General features: G+C 31.9%; 16 protein-coding genes. All 16 read left to right on the top strand.

Annotated elements, in window-relative coordinates; all coding sequences use genetic code 11:
• The first annotated feature begins 78 nt into the window (after window positions 1-78).
• Window positions 79-516 (top strand): thioredoxin family protein, encoded by a 438-nt coding sequence (locus tag NAT47_RS07460; RefSeq protein ID WP_250581773.1) that lies wholly within the window; start codon window positions 79-81, stop codon window positions 514-516.
• The gene (locus NAT47_RS07455; RefSeq protein WP_250581772.1) at window positions 513-1490 is read left to right on the top strand and encodes an FAD:protein FMN transferase; all 978 of its coding nucleotides are present in this window, start codon (window positions 513-515) and stop codon (window positions 1488-1490) included. The genes NAT47_RS07460 and NAT47_RS07455 overlap by 4 nt, the downstream gene beginning before the upstream one ends.
• Complete coding sequence (locus tag NAT47_RS07450) at window positions 1490-1699, top strand: DUF4266 domain-containing protein (protein ID WP_250581771.1); 210 nt, start codon at window positions 1490-1492, stop codon at window positions 1697-1699. The genes NAT47_RS07455 and NAT47_RS07450 overlap by 1 nt, the downstream gene beginning before the upstream one ends.
• A 32-nt stretch (window positions 1700-1731) precedes the next feature.
• Window positions 1732-3054 (top strand): DUF3570 domain-containing protein, encoded by a 1323-nt coding sequence (locus tag NAT47_RS07445; RefSeq protein ID WP_250581770.1) that lies wholly within the window; start codon window positions 1732-1734, stop codon window positions 3052-3054.
• Window positions 3055-3062: 8 nt separating this feature from the next.
• Window positions 3063-3728 (top strand): response regulator transcription factor, encoded by a 666-nt coding sequence (locus tag NAT47_RS07440; protein WP_250581769.1) that lies wholly within the window; start codon window positions 3063-3065, stop codon window positions 3726-3728.
• A 1-nt stretch (window position 3729) separates the two neighbouring features.
• The gene (locus tag NAT47_RS07435) at window positions 3730-4614 is read left to right on the top strand and encodes a cation diffusion facilitator family transporter (RefSeq protein WP_250581768.1); all 885 of its coding nucleotides are present in this window, start codon (window positions 3730-3732) and stop codon (window positions 4612-4614) included.
• A gap of 110 nt (window positions 4615-4724) precedes the next feature.
• Window positions 4725-6008 carry a sensor histidine kinase gene (locus tag NAT47_RS07430; RefSeq protein WP_317236586.1) on the top strand — a complete coding sequence of 428 codons (1284 nt, stop codon included), beginning with the start codon at window positions 4725-4727 and terminating at the stop codon, window positions 6006-6008.
• Window positions 6009-6073: 65 nt separating this feature from the next.
• On the top strand, window positions 6074-6451 hold the full coding sequence (locus NAT47_RS07425) for a hypothetical protein (RefSeq protein ID WP_250581766.1): 378 nt from the start codon (window positions 6074-6076) through the stop codon (window positions 6449-6451).
• 89 nt (window positions 6452-6540) lie between these two features.
• On the top strand, window positions 6541-10884 hold the full coding sequence (locus NAT47_RS07420; RefSeq protein ID WP_250581765.1) for a CusA/CzcA family heavy metal efflux RND transporter: 4344 nt from the start codon (window positions 6541-6543) through the stop codon (window positions 10882-10884).
• Window positions 10884-11996, top strand: coding sequence for an efflux RND transporter periplasmic adaptor subunit (locus NAT47_RS07415; protein WP_250581764.1), 1113 nt, complete (start codon window positions 10884-10886; stop codon window positions 11994-11996). Before NAT47_RS07420 ends, NAT47_RS07415 begins: the two co-directional genes overlap by 1 nt.
• Before the next feature lie 39 nt (window positions 11997-12035).
• Complete coding sequence (locus tag NAT47_RS07410; RefSeq protein ID WP_250581763.1) at window positions 12036-12737, top strand: VIT1/CCC1 transporter family protein; 702 nt, start codon at window positions 12036-12038, stop codon at window positions 12735-12737.
• Window positions 12738-12755: 18 nt separating this feature from the next.
• On the top strand, window positions 12756-13259 hold the full coding sequence (locus tag NAT47_RS07405; protein ID WP_250581762.1) for a hypothetical protein: 504 nt from the start codon (window positions 12756-12758) through the stop codon (window positions 13257-13259).
• A gap of 257 nt (window positions 13260-13516) precedes the next feature.
• The gene (gene hisG / locus NAT47_RS07400) at window positions 13517-14374 is read left to right on the top strand and encodes an ATP phosphoribosyltransferase (RefSeq protein ID WP_250581761.1); all 858 of its coding nucleotides are present in this window, start codon (window positions 13517-13519) and stop codon (window positions 14372-14374) included.
• 42 nt (window positions 14375-14416) lie between these two features.
• Entirely contained in the window at window positions 14417-15691 is a 1275-nt protein-coding gene (gene hisD / locus NAT47_RS07395; protein ID WP_250581760.1) for a histidinol dehydrogenase, read from the top strand.
• A 6-nt stretch (window positions 15692-15697) separates the two neighbouring features.
• The gene (gene hisC / locus NAT47_RS07390) at window positions 15698-16759 is read left to right on the top strand and encodes a histidinol-phosphate transaminase (RefSeq protein ID WP_250581759.1); all 1062 of its coding nucleotides are present in this window, start codon (window positions 15698-15700) and stop codon (window positions 16757-16759) included.
• Window positions 16731-17870: a bifunctional histidinol-phosphatase/imidazoleglycerol-phosphate dehydratase HisB gene (gene hisB, locus NAT47_RS07385; RefSeq protein ID WP_250581758.1), complete on the top strand. Its 1140-nt coding sequence runs from the start codon at window positions 16731-16733 to the stop codon at window positions 17868-17870. Before hisC ends, hisB begins: the two co-directional genes overlap by 29 nt.
• Window positions 17871-17884 lie beyond the last annotated feature (14 nt).

Genomic DNA, 17884 nt, shown 5'->3' with positions numbered 1-17884 from the left:
TTGCTTAATCTGCAAAAGGGTTAACAATATTCATGTAATAAAGTAGTTATTTTTGTATTATAATTTAAAATAAAAGATATGAAAAAGATAATCGTAATATTTGCACTTATGCTTAGTTCTCTTAGCTTTTCTCAAGATTGGAAGTATAATTTTGATGATGCCAAAAAACTAGCAGCAGCACAAGATAAAAACATCATAGTTGTTTTTTCAGGATCGGATTGGTGTGCTCCATGTATTAAATTAGACAAGAATATTTGGCAATCAGAGGCTTTTAAAGAAGAAGCTAAAAAGTCATGGATAGTAGTTCGAGCTGATTTTCCAAGAAAAAAAGCCAACACTTTATCTAAAGAACAAACAGAACACAACAGAAAATTAGCAGAAAAATATAATGTTGAGGGGAGTTTTCCTTTAGTTGTTATTTTGGATAAAGATGGGAAAGTTAAAGGAAAAATGGGATTCAAAAACGTTTCTCCAGAAGAATACATCCAAATGATTCATACTTTTGATAAAAAATGAGAAAATTATTAATTGTTTTATTCGCCTGTCAATTGGGATATTCCCAACAGATTTTCAAAAAGAAACAAAGTCTTTTGGGAAGTCCGTTCGAGATTACCGTTGTAGCAAAAGATTCTGTAGAGGGTGATTATTTTACATCTTTAGCAATTGACGAAGTAAAACGAGTAGAACACTTAATTTCAGATTGGATTCCTACCACTCAAATTTCTAAAGTGAACCAGAATGCAGGAATTCAGCCCGTAAAAGTAGATCAGGAAGTTTTTGATTTAGTTGAAAGAGCTATTAAGATTTCCAAGTTAACTTCTGGAGCATTTGATATTAGCTACGCTTCTATGGACAAAATTTGGAAATTTGATGGAAGTATGAAAGCTATGCCGACTGAGGAAGCTATAAAAAAATCAGTTGAAAAAGTAGGTTTTCAAAAAATTGTTCTTAATCCTCAAGATACTACCATTTTTCTTAAAGATAAAGGAATGAAGCTAGGTCTTGGCGGTATTGGACAAGGCTATATCGCAGATAAGATTAAAATTTTACTTCAAGAAAAAGGGTGTAAATCGGGTTTAGTGAACGTATCAGGTGATATTAATACTTGGGGAAAACAGCCCGATGGTAAAAGTTGGACAGTAGGAATTGTTAACCCTATAAATAAAAACAAAGTTTTTGCTACTTTTCCTTTAGATGATTCTGCAGTGGAAACTTCGGGAAGTTATGAAAAATATGTTACCTTTAATGGCAAGCGATATTCACACATAATAGATCCAAGAACGGGATACCCTGCTAGTGGAATTGTGAGTGTTTCTGTTTTTGCAAAACAAACTGAAATCGCAGACGCTTTAGCTACAGGTATTTTTGTACTTGGAGTAGAAGTTGGTTTAGATTTAGTAAACCAGTTAAAAGGAATTGGATGTATTATAGTAGATGAAAAAGGAGTGATTCACACTTCTAAAAATATAGACATTAAAAAATATCAATAATGAAAAAAATAGTTTTACTAATCGTAATAGCAACGGGATTCACCTCTTGTAATACGGTAAAAGAGTACGATAAACAGTATATTAATGATCCCGATATGAAGTTATCTGCTAGAACTTCAGAGCGTTTTGAAACTACATTTCAGGTTTATCGTGAGGCTGCTTCAGGAGCAAATGGAGGAAAAACCGGTGGTGGTTGTGGATGTAATTAGTTAAAATTTTAAGGGTAAATGGTAAAAGATTTATGAAAAAAATAAGTGCATTAGTTTTATTTTTTGTAACTGTGATGGGGTTTTCTCAAGAGAAAGATTCTACTCAAGTTACCTACAAAAAACGAGTTTTAGAATCGATTGAAGTAGATTTTTTAATGAGCTACTATAAACAAGATGGAATTCACTCAGCAGTTTCAGGAGGAAGTGGTATGGAAAAACTTACCAACATCACTCCAACTTTTATTGTGGCTATTCCATTGAATGATGACGATGTTTTAACGGTTGATGCTGGAATCTCGGCGTATTCATCTGCTTCTTCAGGAAATATCAATCCGTTTGATAGTAATACCCCTAGTCCGTGGCAGGCCAGTTCAGGGGCATCAGCTCAAGATGTTTTAACTTCATTAGTAGTAAACTACAGCCATAGTTCTGATGATAGAAATACGATTTGGAACGGACATATTTCGGGTTCTGCTGAATATGATTATTCTTCTATCGGTTTTGGTGGAGGAGTTTCAAGACTATTCAATGGTAAAAATTCTGAAGTTTCAGTTAACGCCAATGTTTATTTGGATACTTGGAGACCAATTTATCCTAAAGAATTACAAGATTTTGTAGATTATAACGGCACGAATGGGGGTATTTATGATGAATTTGTAATTACACCTGGACAAATTTCATCAGAAGTCTATAACCCTGTTAATTACAAAGCGCACGATAAGAAAAATAGAAATTCTTTTGCTTTAAGTTTTGCTTTTTCGCAAGTAATGACTAAGAAGATTCAAGGTTCTATTTTTATGGATGTTTTGTATCAAAATGGATTACTTTCAACACCTTACCAAAGAGTTTATTTTGCCGACAAAGGAGATTTCTTTATCAATGAATTTAAACTTGCAGATGATATTGAGCGTCTTCCAGACAACCGATTTAAGTTGCCAATTGGTACACGATGGAATTTCTATCTGAACGAAAAATTTACTCTAAGAACATATTATCGTTATTACTTTGATGATTGGGATATTTCATCTCATACTTTTAATGTTGAAATTCCATATAAATTGACTGATAAGTTTACAGTTTATCCGATGTATCGTTATTATACACAGCAACAGTCTAAGTATTTTGCGCCTTATGAAGAACATGTGTCAACAGAAAAATACTATACTTCTGATTATGATTTATCTACATTCAAAGCGAATCAATATGGATTTGGAGTTAGTTATACTGATATTTTCACTAATACGAAAATTTGGAAATTTGGTTTAAAAAATATCGATTTTAGATACAATCATTACGATAGAAATGATGGATTGTCAGCAAATATTTTTACCTTCGGAGTGAAATTTGTTCAATAATCAGGAGTATGCATATTTTAATAGTTGAAGACGAAAAAGGAATAATGGACTTTCTAAAACAAGGTCTAGAAGAAGAAAATTTTACCATTTCTACTGCAACAGATGGAGCAGAAGGTTTAAAAAAGGCTTTAGAATTATCAGTAGATTTGGTTCTGTTAGATTGGATGTTACCAAAAATGCAAGGTATTGACGTGTGTAGAAATATCCGTTTGGAAAAGCAAAACCTGCCTATTATTTTTTTAACAGCTAAAGATACTGTTCAAGAAACTATTGAAGGTTTAAAAGCAGGTGCAAATGATTATATAAAAAAGCCATTTTCTTTTGAAGAATTGTTAGAACGTATTAAAATTCATTTTCGCTCAAAGGATGAAATCACAACTTTAACTCTGGGAAATATTACTATTGATAAATCTCAGTATAAAACTTTTGTGGATCAGAAAGAAGTGATTTTAACTCAAAGAGAATTTGAATTACTTGAATATTTAATTAAAAATAAAGGTAAAGTTTGTACTCGAACCCACATAATCGAGGATGTTTGGGACATTCATTTTGATTATGATACGGGAGTTATTGATGTTTTCATGAATTCAATTAGAAAGAAATTAAACCTTACTAAAGAACGTGAGTTGATTAAAACTATCAGAGGTGTAGGATATATCGCTAACGAAATTTAACATGTCAAGCACAGAAAAAGCCATCAAGGCAACTTATTTTAGTATCGTAGGAAATACTTTATTAGCTTTAATTAAAGGTGCAACAGGATATTTTGGAAATTCGTATGCTATGATAGCCGACGCCATTGAATCTACAGCTGACATTTTTGCTTCTTTTTTAGTATTATTTGGAATTAAATACTCTAATAAACCCGCAGACGAAAATCACCCATACGGACATGGTAGAGCAGAACCTTTAGTAACATTTTTAGTGGTAGGATTTTTAATTATTTCTGCCACTATAATCGCTCACGAGAGCATACAAAATATCAAAACACCCCATGCTTTACCAAAACCTTTTACACTTTTTGTTTTAGGTGCTATTATTCTTTGGAAAGAAATTTCTTTTCAAATTGTAATGAAAAAAAGTATAGAAACTAATAGCAGCTCTTTAAAGGCAGACGCATGGCACCACAGAAGTGATGCCATAACTTCGGTTGCTGCTTTTATAGGAATTTCGATTGCATTATATTTTGGGGAAGGTTATGAAGCTGCTGATGACTGGGCCGCTTTGTTAGCTTCAGGATTTATTCTATTTAATTGTTACAAAATTTTTCGCCCGGCTTTAGGGGAAATTATGGATGAACATTTATATCATGAATTAGAAGATAAGATAAAAAAAATTTCATTAACTGTACCTGGTGTAATTTGCATAGAAAAATGTTTTATTAGAAAAGCAGGAATGAAATATCATGTTGATTTGCATGCCATGGTAGATGGAAATAAATCAGTAAAAGAAGGTCACGACATTGCACATCATTTAAAAGATACTTTACGTACCGAACTTATAGAATTGGGTCATGTTTTAATTCACATTGAACCCGATTTTGAATCAATAACACGTTAATTATGTTCTCATTTTCATTTAAAAATAGAATTGCTTTTTACTATTTAATTAGTAGCTCTATATTTATTACTATTGTTTTTATGCTTATTTTTCAAATTGTTAAATATAGCGTGAACAAACATATTAACGATGAAATCAGTGAGGAATTAGAAAAACATTTGCAAGACATTACTACTGATGAAAAAGATACCTTTTTTATACAAGTAGATCAATGGAGAGCTCGCGAACACAATACTGTAAATGTTAATCCCGTATTTGTTGAGTTTTATGATAGTGAAAAAAAATTCGTTGATAAATCACCTAATTTAAATAACATCGATTTAAAGTTATTTGATACTTCAAAAAATAATGAATTTGTTGATTCTAAAATAGATACTATTCCTATTCGACAAATTCAGACTCCTATTTATAACAAAAATAAAATAGTGGGTTACCTTTTAGTAGCCATGTCTGTAGAAGATTTTAAAATTGTTTATATACTTAAAAAAGTACTACTTATTTCATTTCCAATTACGTTAATTTTATTGTTTTTAGTAGCTAGATTTTTTGCAGGTAGAAGTATTAAGCCAGTTAAAACTATAATAGAAACTTCAACTCAAATTACTAAAGATAATTTAAGAACAAGAATACCTTTACCTAAAAATAAAGATGAATTATATAAGCTTTCTAAAAACATAAATAATCTTCTAAATCGTATTGAGAATGCTGTAGCTAGAGAAAAACAATTTACTTCTGATGCTTCACATGAATTACGAACTCCTCTAGCCATTATGAAAGGAACCATGGAGGTATTAATTAGAAAGCCTCGAACTCAACAAGAGTATGAAGAAAAGATTTTATTCTGTATTTCTGAAGTAGATAGACTAAATCATATTGTTGATCAATTACTTTTATTAGCCCGATTTGAAAATCAAAAGCAAAACATAAAGCAAGAGTCTATTTATTTGAATGCTTTAGTTTTAGATACGTTATCGCGTTTTTCTGTAAAGATTGAAAAAAAGAAATTAAAAATAAATACTGATTTTGTGGAGGATTGTTCTATTTCCTCAGATAATTATTTGTTGTCGATAATTGTTAGCAATTTAATTTCTAATGCAATAAAGTATTCTTATGAAGAAGGCGAAATTAATTTGATTTTGACAAAAAATGAATCTGGAATAAATTTTACTGTTCAAGACAATGGGGTAGGAATTTCAGAACAAGATTTAAATAAAATTTTCAATTCTTTTTATCGATCAGATGCCTCTAAACATCCTGAAATTAAAGGTATTGGACTTGGTTTGTCTATAGTTAAAAGACTTTGTGATTTATTAAATATTAGAGTAGAAGTACAAAGTAAGTTAAATGAAGAAACACAATTTAGTTTGTACTTTGCAGTCAATAAACTTAAGTAGTTCTTAAGTTATTTATTATTTTTATTCTATATATTTGTACTGTAGTTTTAAAATTCAACTATAAAATGAATAAAACAATTGCCATATTTTTAGTTACTATTTTTTTGTGTGCAAACACATCTGTAGGGCAATTGTTAAAGATACCTAATTTAATTCAGCATTACATAGAGCATCAAGATGAAGTAAAATCAGATCCTATATCTTTTATTGATTTCATTTCATTACATTATTCAAAAAATGGAGATGATAATACGAACGAACACCATCATTTACCATTTAAAACATTTGAAATATCTTCTCATGTTTTTTTGTTAGTTCATTCTACTATTTTTCAATTAGAATTATTAAAATCTATTAATTCTAATAAAAATAAATTTTTTTATAACATCTCTCTCAAATCCCATTTGATTTCAACCATTTGGTTACCACCCAAATTAACCTAACGTTTTTTGTAAAGTATCATTTTTAATGATCTACTTGTATTTATCTACAAATGAGATAAATATATTTTGTTTACTTTAAAATTTATAAAATGTTAGAAAAAATAATTGCTTTTAGTTTACGTAATAAACTAATTATTCTCCTTTTTACTTTGGGAGTTTTTGGGTACGGAATTTTCTCTGTTTTCCAAATTTCAATCGGTGCAGTACCTGATATTACGAATAATCAAGTTCAAGTTATCACTACTTCTCGAAATCTTTCAACTCAAGATATTGAACAATACATTACGTATCCTGTAGAGTTAGAAATGGCAAATTTACCAGGAGTTAAAGAAATTCGTTCTATTTCAAAATTTGGTTTATCTGTTGTAACCATTGTTTTTGAAGAAGATATGGGAACTTATTTACCAAGACAGTTAATTGCTGAAAAAATTAAAACGGCTACAGAAAAAATTCCTCAAGGTTTTGGAACTCCTGAAATGGGTCCGATTACAACGGGTTTAGGAGAAGTGTATCAATATACTTTAGAAGTAAAACCTGGATACAAAGATCGTTATTCGACTACTGATTTAAGAACCATTCAAGATTGGGTTGTAAAGCGACAATTATCTGGAGTTAAAGGTGTTGTAGAAATAAATACATGGGGTGGTTATTTAAAACAATACGAAATCGCCATTCATTCTTCTAGTTTGAAAGCTATGAATATTACTGTAACTGAATTGTTTAATGCCATTGAGAAAAACAACAGTATTGCAGGTGGTTCTTACATAGAAAAAACCAATCAAAGTTATTTCATTCGTGGTGAAGGTAGAGTTGCGAAACTAGAAGATATAGAAAACATAGTTGTTAAAAATGTAAATGGTATTCCTGTTTACGTTAAAAATATTGCCGAAGTAAAATTTGGTCACGCTAACAGATTTGGTGCTATTACAGGAAATGGAGAAGGCGAAAAAGTGTTGGGTCAAGTAATGATGCTTAAAGGTGCCAATTCTAAACAAGTGATTGATGACGTAAAACATAGAGTGGCAGAAATTGAAAAAACCTTACCCGAAGGTGTTCATATCAACGGCTTTTTAGAGCGAAGCGAATTAGTAGGCAAAACCACATTCACAGTAGCCGAAAACTTAATTTTAGGCTGTTTGATTGTAATTTTTGTAGTGGTTCTTTTATTAGGAAATTGGCGTTCTGGATTAGTCGTAGCTTCTGTAATTCCATTGTGTTTGTTGTTTGCTATTTCTTTCATGAATATTTTTAAAATCGATGCGAACTTAATGAGTTTAGGTGCTATCGACTTTGGAATTATAATCGACGGAGCCGTAATTATTGTCGAATTTATAGCCTTTCAAATTGCTGCAAAATCGAGCACATTAGTTGGTATGAGTAAAAAAGAGCAACAGGATGAAATTGACCAAATCACTTACAAAAGTGCTTCAAAAATGATGAATTCGGCTATCTTCGGACAGTTGATTATTTTAATTGTTTTTATTCCTATTTTATCTCTTTCTGGAGTAGAAGGTAAGATGTTCAAACCAATGGCGATGACCTTTAGTTTTGCTTTGGTTGGTGCTATGATATTTTGTTTTACTTATGTTCCCGTTATTTCTTCAATTTTCTTAAAACCAAAAGAAGAAAATCCGAATTCATTCTCTCATCGTTTAATAAATAAATTGAATTCGTATTACTTACCCGTAATTACTTGGGCTTTGCATAATACCAAAAAAGTAATTTATGGTGCCGTTATTTTATTACTAACTGCAGTAGGAGTTTTTAGTACCATGGGAGGAGAATTTATCCCAACATTAGATGAAGGAGATTTCGTAATTCAACCTGTTTTGAAAACGGGAACATCATTATCAAAAACCATTGAAACTACAACTAAAATTGAATCTATTATCTTAAAAAACTTTCCTGAAGTAGACCAAGTGGTATCAAGAATTGGAGCTGCAGAAGTTCCGACAGATCCAATGAGTATGGAAGAAAGTGATGTAATTGTAAAATTAAAACCAAAATCGGAATGGGTTTCAGCAGAAACAAAAGATGAATTAGCCGATAAAATAAAAGCAGCTATTGAGAAAAAAATTCCAAATATGGAAGTGGAATTTACTCAACCTATCGAAATGCGATTCAATGAGTTAATCTCAGGTTCTCGTTCAGACGTAGCCATTAAAATTTTTGGTGAAGACTTAGATATTTTGGCTCAAAAAGCTCATGAGATTGAAAAAGCAATTAAAAATGTAGAAGGGGCTTCCGACATAATTATAGAAAAAACAGAAGGTTTACCTCAAATGTATGTACAATACGACAGAAGTAAAATAGCACAATTTGGACTAAATATTGCCGATTTGAATGACATGATCGCTTTAGGATTTGCAGGAAAAACAGCTGGAAATGTATTCGAAGGTGAGAAACGTTTTGACTTGGTTGTTCGTTTAGATGAAACTAACAGAAAAAATTTAGAAGACTTACAAAATTTATATGTTACCACTCCAAGTGGCGAACAAATTCCTTTACGTGAACTTGCTAAAATCGAATACACTTACGGACCCGCTAAAATTTCTAGAGACAATACCAATCGAAGAATTGTGGTAGGAATCAACGTTCGTAACCGCGATTTGCAAAGTGTTGTAGATGATGCCAAACGAATTATTGAAGCTAAAGTTGATTTACCAGATGGTTATCGTATTTCGTATGGTGGTCAGTTTGAAAATTTACAAAGTGCCAAAGCGCGTTTGATGATTGCAGTTCCTATTGCACTATTCTTAATATTTGTATTATTACATTTTGCTTTTGGTTCTATAAAAGAAGCCTTGATGGTATATTCAGCTATTCCATTATCAGCAGTAGGAGGAATTTTATTTTTATGGATACGCGATTTACCGTTTAGTATTTCTGCAGGAGTCGGATTTATTGCGCTTTTCGGAATCGCCGTATTAAATGGAATCGTATTAATTGAACATTTCAAAGAATTAAAACATCATGGAATGACGAATATGAATGAACTTATTTTAAAAGGAACAACAGATCGTTTACGTCCGGTTTTATTAACGGCTTCGGCAGCAGCTCTTGGTTTTTTACCAATGGCAATTTCTTCTTCTGCGGGCGCGGAGGTACAACGTCCTTTAGCAACGGTAGTTATTGGAGGGTTATTCACTGCAACACTTTTAACCATGATAGTGCTTCCTATTTTATTTAAAATTTTAGATGAAAAAGAATTCAAACGTCCTAAATTTAAAAAAGTGAAAGAATCAGATTTTATGATGATTTTATTGCTGATATTACCAATAATTGGTTTTTCACAACAAAATAATCCAGAATTAGATAACCTAATTCAAAAAGCATTTTCTAATAATGCAGGAATTAAAGCAGGTCAATTAAAAATTGAAAAAGCGAAACAAGCAACAAAATTGGCTTACGACTTTGATAAAACCGTTATTTATTATAGCTATGACCAAAATAATTTAGCCTTAAATGAATTACCCTTGAAGGTTTTTGGAGCCCAACAAACATTTGCTTTTCCCACTGTTTATGGTGCTAAAAAGAAATTATACAATGCAGAATATGAAAAAGAGAAAACGGGATTTGATATCCAGCAAAATAAGCTCAAATTGCAAATTTCTCAAGTTTACTATCAAATTGTAAATGTACAACATCAAGAAAAATTGTATCGTTATTTAGATAGTTTGTACCAAAATTTTTCAAAAGCTAGCAATCGAAAGTTTGAATTAGGTGAAACCAATTATCTAGAAAAAATTACTGCAGAAGCTAAATTCCGTCAAATTAAAACTAAATTGTCGCAACTAGAAAAAGAAAAGAAAGCACAATTAGAATTGCTACAATCTTTAGTGCAAAGTGATGATAAAATTGAAATTTTAAATTCAAATGCAACCCCAATTTCTGCTGTAAGTTTAAATTCAAGTAAAGAGTTATATTTTTCACATTTAGAATCTTTTACAAAAATTTATAGCTCTAATAAAAAATTGCAAAATCAAAATTGGTTACCCGATTTAAGTTTGCAATACTTTCAAGGAAAAAATAGTGGGTTATCACAATCATTGTATGGATTTCAAATAGGTTTAGCCGTTCCTATTTTATTTAACGGCAATCTTGCAAAATCTAAAGTTGCTAAATTAGAATCACAAGCTTGGGAATCTCAAAAGAAACAAGAGGAGACAAAAATAGAAGCTTATATTAAACAAAAGCAACAAGAATTAGAGCAACAACAGCAGGCCATTTTGTATTATACAGAGTACGGCAAAAAAGTGTCTGAAGAAATCATCAAAGTAGCGAATAATAGTTACAAGCAAGGAGAAATCGACTTTTTTCAATTTATTTTAAGTTTGGAAAATGCCTCAACTATTCAAGTTGATTATTTAGATGCTGTTATGCAACACAACAAAACCATATTAGATTTATATTACCTTAACATCGAGAACTAATGATAAAAAATAGTATTTTAATAGCTTTAATCGGATTATTCATTTCTTGTAAAGAAGAAAAAGCCGAAGTTGTAACTCCAACCAACGGATTGATAACAGTTACCAAAGAACAATTTCAATCTTCCAAAATGGAAATTGCGACATTAACCGAAAATGAATTTAATGTTACCGTTTCTGCTGCAGGTAAGATAGATGTACCCCCACAATACCGCGCAAAAATTACACCTTTCATTGGTGGATATGTAAAATCATCTCAGTTCTTAGTGGGAGATAAAGTTTCAAAAGGACAAGTTTTAGTAACATTAGAGAATACAGAATACTTAGACATTCAGAAAGATTATGTAGAAGTAGCCGAACAAATCAATTACTTAAAATCTGAATTTGAGCGTCAAAAAACGTTGTACAATGAGAAAATTACTTCGCAAAAAAACTATTTAAAAGCAGAAAGTGATTATCGTCAGGCAAAAGGAATGTATCAAGGTTTGCGTGAAAAATTATTGCTATTAAATATCAATCCATCAAATGTTGAGAAAGGTAAATTTACTTCGGTAATTACTTTAACTGCACCAATTTCTGGAGATATTACAGTTATGAATGCCAATGTAGGAATGTTTATGTCGCCTTCAGATGTGATTATGGAAGTAGTGGATACCCAACATTTATTATTAAACCTAAACGTTTTTGAAAGTGATATTTTAAAAATTAAAGAAGGACAAAATATCGAATTTACGATTCCCCAGGCTTCAAAAGAAGTTTATAAATCAAAAGTAAAAGTAGTAGGTAAATCTATCGAGAATAAAGACAGAAGTATTTCGGTATTAGGTTTGTTACAACCTGAATTAAAAGAAAAACTCTTATCAGGTATGTTTGTAGAAGCTAAAATAATTCTGACAACAAAAAGAGGTTTAAGTGTTCCTAATGATGCAGTACTTAAAAGTGGTGACAAAAATTTTGTGTTATTATTAGTTGAAGAAGCCAATAATACATACAGTTTCAAGAAAACTTTAGTACAATTAGGTGAAGTTTCTGAAAATTTTACTGAAATTAAATCTGATGAAAATGTACATCAAGAATCCAGAATTTTAGTAAAAGGTGTTTTCGACTTGAACTAAATAAAAAAATAACTATCTTTAAAATACAATTGAATATATATGGTAACAATTGACAACTATTTAGATAGTCATTACATCAACAGAAGTAATTGGCTTAGAGCAGCTGTTTTAGGTGCAAACGATGGTATAATTTCTATTTCAAGTTTGGCTGTTGGTGTTGCAACTGCTAGTTCTGATAAAGAACCTATTTTACTAGCAACAATTGCTGGTTTAGTAGCTGGTGCATTATCTATGTCAGCCGGTGAATATGTTTCTGTAAGTTCTCAAACGGATACAGAAAAAGCGGATATTGAGAGAGAAAAAAGAGAATTGCTAGAATCACCAGATGAAGAATTGAAGATTTTGTCTCAGATTTATGAAAAAAGAGGTTTAAAAAAGGAAACAGCTGAATTGGTAGCGAAAGAATTAACAGAATTTGATGCTCTTGGTGCACACGTTAGAGACGAATTAGGAATCAACGAAATAAGCCAAGCTAAACCCATTCAAGCAGCTTTGGCCTCTGGTGCCGCTTTTACTGTTGGAGGCGTTTTACCTCTTTTAGTAGTCCTTTTTTCACCCGTTAAAGGAATGGAATATTGGCTTTACGGCTTCACTATTTTTTTCTTGGTAATTCTGGGTACAACAGCTGCAAAAGCTGGAGGATCGAACATCATAAAGGCAATTTTACGAATTACTATTTGGGGAACAATTGCTATGGTAATTTCTGCAGCAGTAGGCTATCTATTTGGAGTTAGTGTTTAATTTTAAAATCAAAATATTATGAATGAAGCGCATTTACATATGGTCGTTAACCATTTTCCGATAATTGGGACCATTTTTGGATTAGGAGTTTTAGTAACAGGAATTTTTTTAAAAAACAATGTTGTTAAAAATGTAGCTTATGTACTTTTTATCGTTGCAGCTATTTTTGGTGCTGTAAGTATGGCTACTGGAGAGGGAGCTGAAGAAATCGCAGAAAATTTACCTTCTGTAACAGAACAGTTTATTCACGAACATGAAGAAATGGCTGAGAAGTTAGCTATTGTTTTATATGCTCTTGGATTAGTTTCATTAATTGGATTGTATTTGAATATAAAAAATCACGCAAAAGCAAATTTAGTTTCTTATTTAGCTGCCGTAATTGCTATTGCTGGAGTTTTTATAGGAAAACAAACAGGAACTACTGGAGGTGAAATTCGTCACACCGAAATTAGAGCAAATGCTGCTAGTGTTGCTGTTCCTGCTGAAAACAATGGAAATGAAACAGAAGGAGACGATCATTAAACAAAACATAAAATTTTAAAAACATTTTGTTTATTCGAAATTTTAGTTGTTAACTTTGCACAGTTAAATAATAACAGAAATTATGTTTTTAAATCAATTACATCATCATCATCATTTTTTCCACGCTCAAGCGAGGTAGTGATGATATGTAATAAAATCATATAAACTAAAAACCCGTTTGAGTACATCAAGCGGGTTTTTTATTGTTAAGCATTTTTAAAATCCCTTGGTGTGCTTTTTTAAAACAAAATTTAAAAATGAACACATTAAAAATTGCTATTCAAAAATCAGGTAGATTACACGATGAAAGTATCCAAATCTTAAAAGATTGTGGCATTTCAATTTATAATGGTAACGACCAACTCAAAGTTACTGCTTCCAATTTTCCATTAGAAGTTTATTATTTACGCAATTCGGATATCCCACAATATTTGATTGATGGCGTGGTTGATATTGCGATTGTTGGAGATAATCTTCTAGTTGAAAAAGGGCAAAACATTCAAATTGCGGAAAAATTAGGTTTCTCCAAATGCAAAGTTTCAGTAGCGGTTCCAAAGAATTTCAACTACAATTCAATCCAAGATTTAAACGGATTACGAGTGGCTACTTCCTATCCCAAAACTGTTGTAGATTATTTTTCTTCAAAAGGAATTTCAGTGGACATTCACCAAATTTCAGGTTCGGTTGAAATTGCACCAAACATTGGTCTTTCAGATGCCATTGTAGACATTGTTTCAAGCGGAAGTACCTTATTTAAAAACGGTTTAAAAGAAGTCGAAGTGATTCTAAAAAGTGAAGCTGTTTTAGCAGTTTCACCTCAGATTTCGGAAGATGTAGAAAAATTATTGCAAAAACTTCAATTCCGAATTCAAGCCGTTTTACGTTCAAGAAAATCGAAATATATTTTGATGAATGTTCCGAATGATAAAATTGCAAAAATCAGTAAAATTCTTCCTGTTTTAAAAAGTCCAACAGTGATGCCATTAGCCGAAGAAGGTTGGAGTAGCGTACATTCTGTAATTGATGAAGATCAATTTTGGGAAGTTATTGACCAATTAAAAGCAGCGGGAGCTGAAGGTATTTTGGTTTGCCCAATAGAAAAAATGGTCCTTTAAAAGAAAATAGCGAATAGAGAATAGAAAAAAGAGAAAAGAATCATGAAAAAAATATACAATCCACAACCCGAAATTTGGTCAGAAATTTGCAAGAGACCAACGCAAACGTTCTCTCATGTAGAAGAAACGGTAAAACAAATTTTCAAAGAAATACAACAAAAAGGAGACAAGGCCATTGCAAAGTATGCTTCTTTCTTTGATGGCGTTACTTTAGAAAATATTCAAGTTACACAAGAAGAAATTGAAATTGCTAAAAATGAAGTTTCAACGGAACTAAAAGAAGCTATTCAATTGGCAAAGTCGAACATTGAACAATTTCACGCCGGTCAAAAAACAGATAAAATTGTGGTAGAAACAACTATCGGAGTTACGTGTTGGCAAGAAAAACGTCCGATTCAAAAAGTCGGTTTGTATATTCCAGGCGGAACTGCTCCTTTGTTTTCAACGGTTTTAATGTTGGCGGTACCGGCTAAATTAGCAGGTTGTAAAGAAATTGTTTTGTGTTCGCCATCGGATAAAAATGGAAAAATTAATGCCGCAATTCTATACGCAGCCGATTTGTGTGGTGTAACTAAAATCTACAAAGTAGGTGGAATTCAAGCCATTGCTGGAATGACATTCGGAACGGAAACCATTCCGCGAGTGTATAAAATCTTCGGACCTGGCAACCAATTTGTAACGATTGCAAAACAATTTGCTTCTCAAAATGATGTAGCTATCGATATGCCTGCAGGTCCAAGTGAGTTATTGGTTTACGCAGATGAAACGGCTATCCCTAGTTTCGTGGCTTCTGATTTGTTAAGTCAAGCCGAACACGGAAAAGACAGCCAGGTGATTTTGGTTACTACCAATAAAAACATACTAAATGATGTAGAAGAAGAAATCTACAAACAATTAAAAGAACTTCCAAGACAAGAAATTGCACAAGTGGCTATTAATAATTCTAAATTAATCTTTGTTGAAACTGAAAAAACAGCATTATCATTAATTAATGAATACAGTCCAGAACATTTCATTGTATGTTCTAAAAATGAAGACTATTTTGTTGATGGAATTCAAAATGCAGGTTCGATTTTCATTGGAAATTATACACCAGAAAGTGCTGGCGATTATGCTTCTGGAACCAATCACACGCTACCAACAAATGGTTATTCTAAAAGCTACAGTGGTGTAAATTTAGATAGTTTCATGAAGGCGATGACCTTTCAAAAAATATCAGAAATCGGAATTCAAAACATTGGAAAAGCAATAGAAATTATGGCAGAAGCCGAAGGTTTACAAGCACACAAAAACGCTGTTACTTTAAGATTAAAATAAAAAACTATGAATTTAGAAAACTTAATCCGAGAAAACGTCAAAAAACTGAGTCCTTATTCTTCAGCACGCGATGAATTTGAACAATTTACAAAGCCTATGATCTATTTGGATGCCAATGAAAATCCGTTTTCTAATGGTATAAATCGTTATCCAGATCCGCAACAAAAGGAACTCAAAGCCATTATTGCTGACAAAAATAACGTTCAAAAAGAAAATATTCTTTTAGGAAACGGAAGTGATGAAGTATTAGATTTGATTTTTAGAGCGTTTTGTGAACCCAATCGAGATAATATCATAACATTGCCACCAACGTATGGAATGTATGGAGTTTTGGCAAATATTAATGCCATCGAAAATCGTGAAGTATTGCTAAATGAGGAATTTCAACCGAATGTGGAAGCGATTCTAAATGCTGTGGATAACAATACCAAGATTATCTTTTTATGTTCGCCAAACAATCCAACAGGAAATTCTTTTGATGATGCGGCTATCATAAAGATTTTGAATCAATTTAAAGGTTTGGTCGTAATTGATGAAGCTTATATCGATTTTTCAAATGAAGTGAGTTGGTTAACCGTATTAAAAGATTTCCCCAATCTGATTATCACACAAACGTTGTCAAAAGCCTATGCCATGGCGGGTTTACGAATTGGAATTTTATTTGCTTCTAAGGAAATTATTTCAGTTTTAAACAAAATTAAACCGCCATATAATATTAATGGAGTTTCCCAAGAAACCGCAATCAAAAAATTGCTGCAAAGTACTATGCCTGCTCAAGTTAAAAAAATATTGGTAGAGAAAAACAAACTAATAGAGGCATTGTCAAAATACGAATTTGTTGAGAAAATATATCCTTCGAATGCGAATTTTATTTTAATTAAAGTAGATGATGCGAATTTTAGATACCAACAATTTATCGATAATGGAGTAGTGGTTCGTAACAGAAGTAATCAACCTTTATGCGAAAATTGCTTGCGAATTAGTGTTGGAACTAAAGAAGAAACCGAACAAATTATTGAATTATTAAAAACCATCAACAATGCCGAAAAGAGTATTATTTATCGATAGAGATGGAACTTTGGTTTTAGAACCAGAAAATTACCAATTAGATAGTCTAACTAAATTAGAATTCTATCCAAAAGTGTTTCAATTCTTGAGTAAAATAGCAAAAGAATTGGATTTTGAATTGGCAATGGTCACCAATCAAGATGGTTTAGGAACAGATAGTTTTCCGGAAGAAACGTTTTGGCCAACCCAAAATTTTATTCTGAAAGCATTTGAAAATGAAGGTGTAACATTCAATGAAATATTTATTGACAAAAGTTTTCCAGAAGACAATGCGCCTACTAGAAAACCTAGAGCGGGAATGTTAACGAAGTATTTGAACAATTCGGAATACGATTTAGAAAACTCATTCGTAATTGGCGATAGAATTACCGATGTGGAATTGGCTAAAAACTTAGGCTCGAAAGCGATTTTCATCAAAAATGAAGAAAATTTGGGCGGAAATGAAATTGCAACTTCATTGGAAGAACTCCAAAATGTAATCGCTTTACAAACAACAGATTGGCAAAAGATCTATGAGTTTTTGAAATTGGAGGAAAGAACAGCTTTTATCAAAAGAACTACTAATGAAACGGATATCGCTATCACTTTAAACTTAGACGGAACAGGAAAAAGCAACATTAACACAGGAATTTCCTTTTTCGATCACATGTTGGACCAAATTACGCGTCACGGACAAATGGACTTAGATATTCAAGTGAAAGGCGATTTAGAAGTTGACGAACACCACACAATTGAGGATACAGCAATTGCATTAGGCGAAGTTTTCGCAAAAGCTTTAGGCAACAAATTAGGCATCGAACGCTACGGATTTTGTTTACCAATGGACGATTGTTTAGCACAAGTAGCGATTGATTTTGGAGGAAGAAATTGGTTGGTTTGGGAAGCAGAATTCAAACGTGAAATGATTGGCCAAATGCCAACCGAAATGTTTTTTCACTTCTTCAAATCGTTTACTGATGGAGCAAAAGCAAATTTGAACATCAAAGCAGAAGGCACAAACGAACACCACAAAATTGAAGCGATTTTCAAAGCTTTCGCAAAAGCAATTAAAGTAGCGGTAAAAAGAGATACAGAAAAAATGATTTTACCAAGTACAAAAGGAATGTTATAAAAAAAAGTAATCAG

It is taken from the genome of Flavobacterium fragile (assembly GCF_023634865.1).
Taxonomy (GTDB): domain Bacteria; phylum Bacteroidota; class Bacteroidia; order Flavobacteriales; family Flavobacteriaceae; genus Flavobacterium; species Flavobacterium fragile.
Note: the sequence above shows the minus strand (reverse complement) of the source record. Positions and strands in the feature narration are given on the sequence as shown.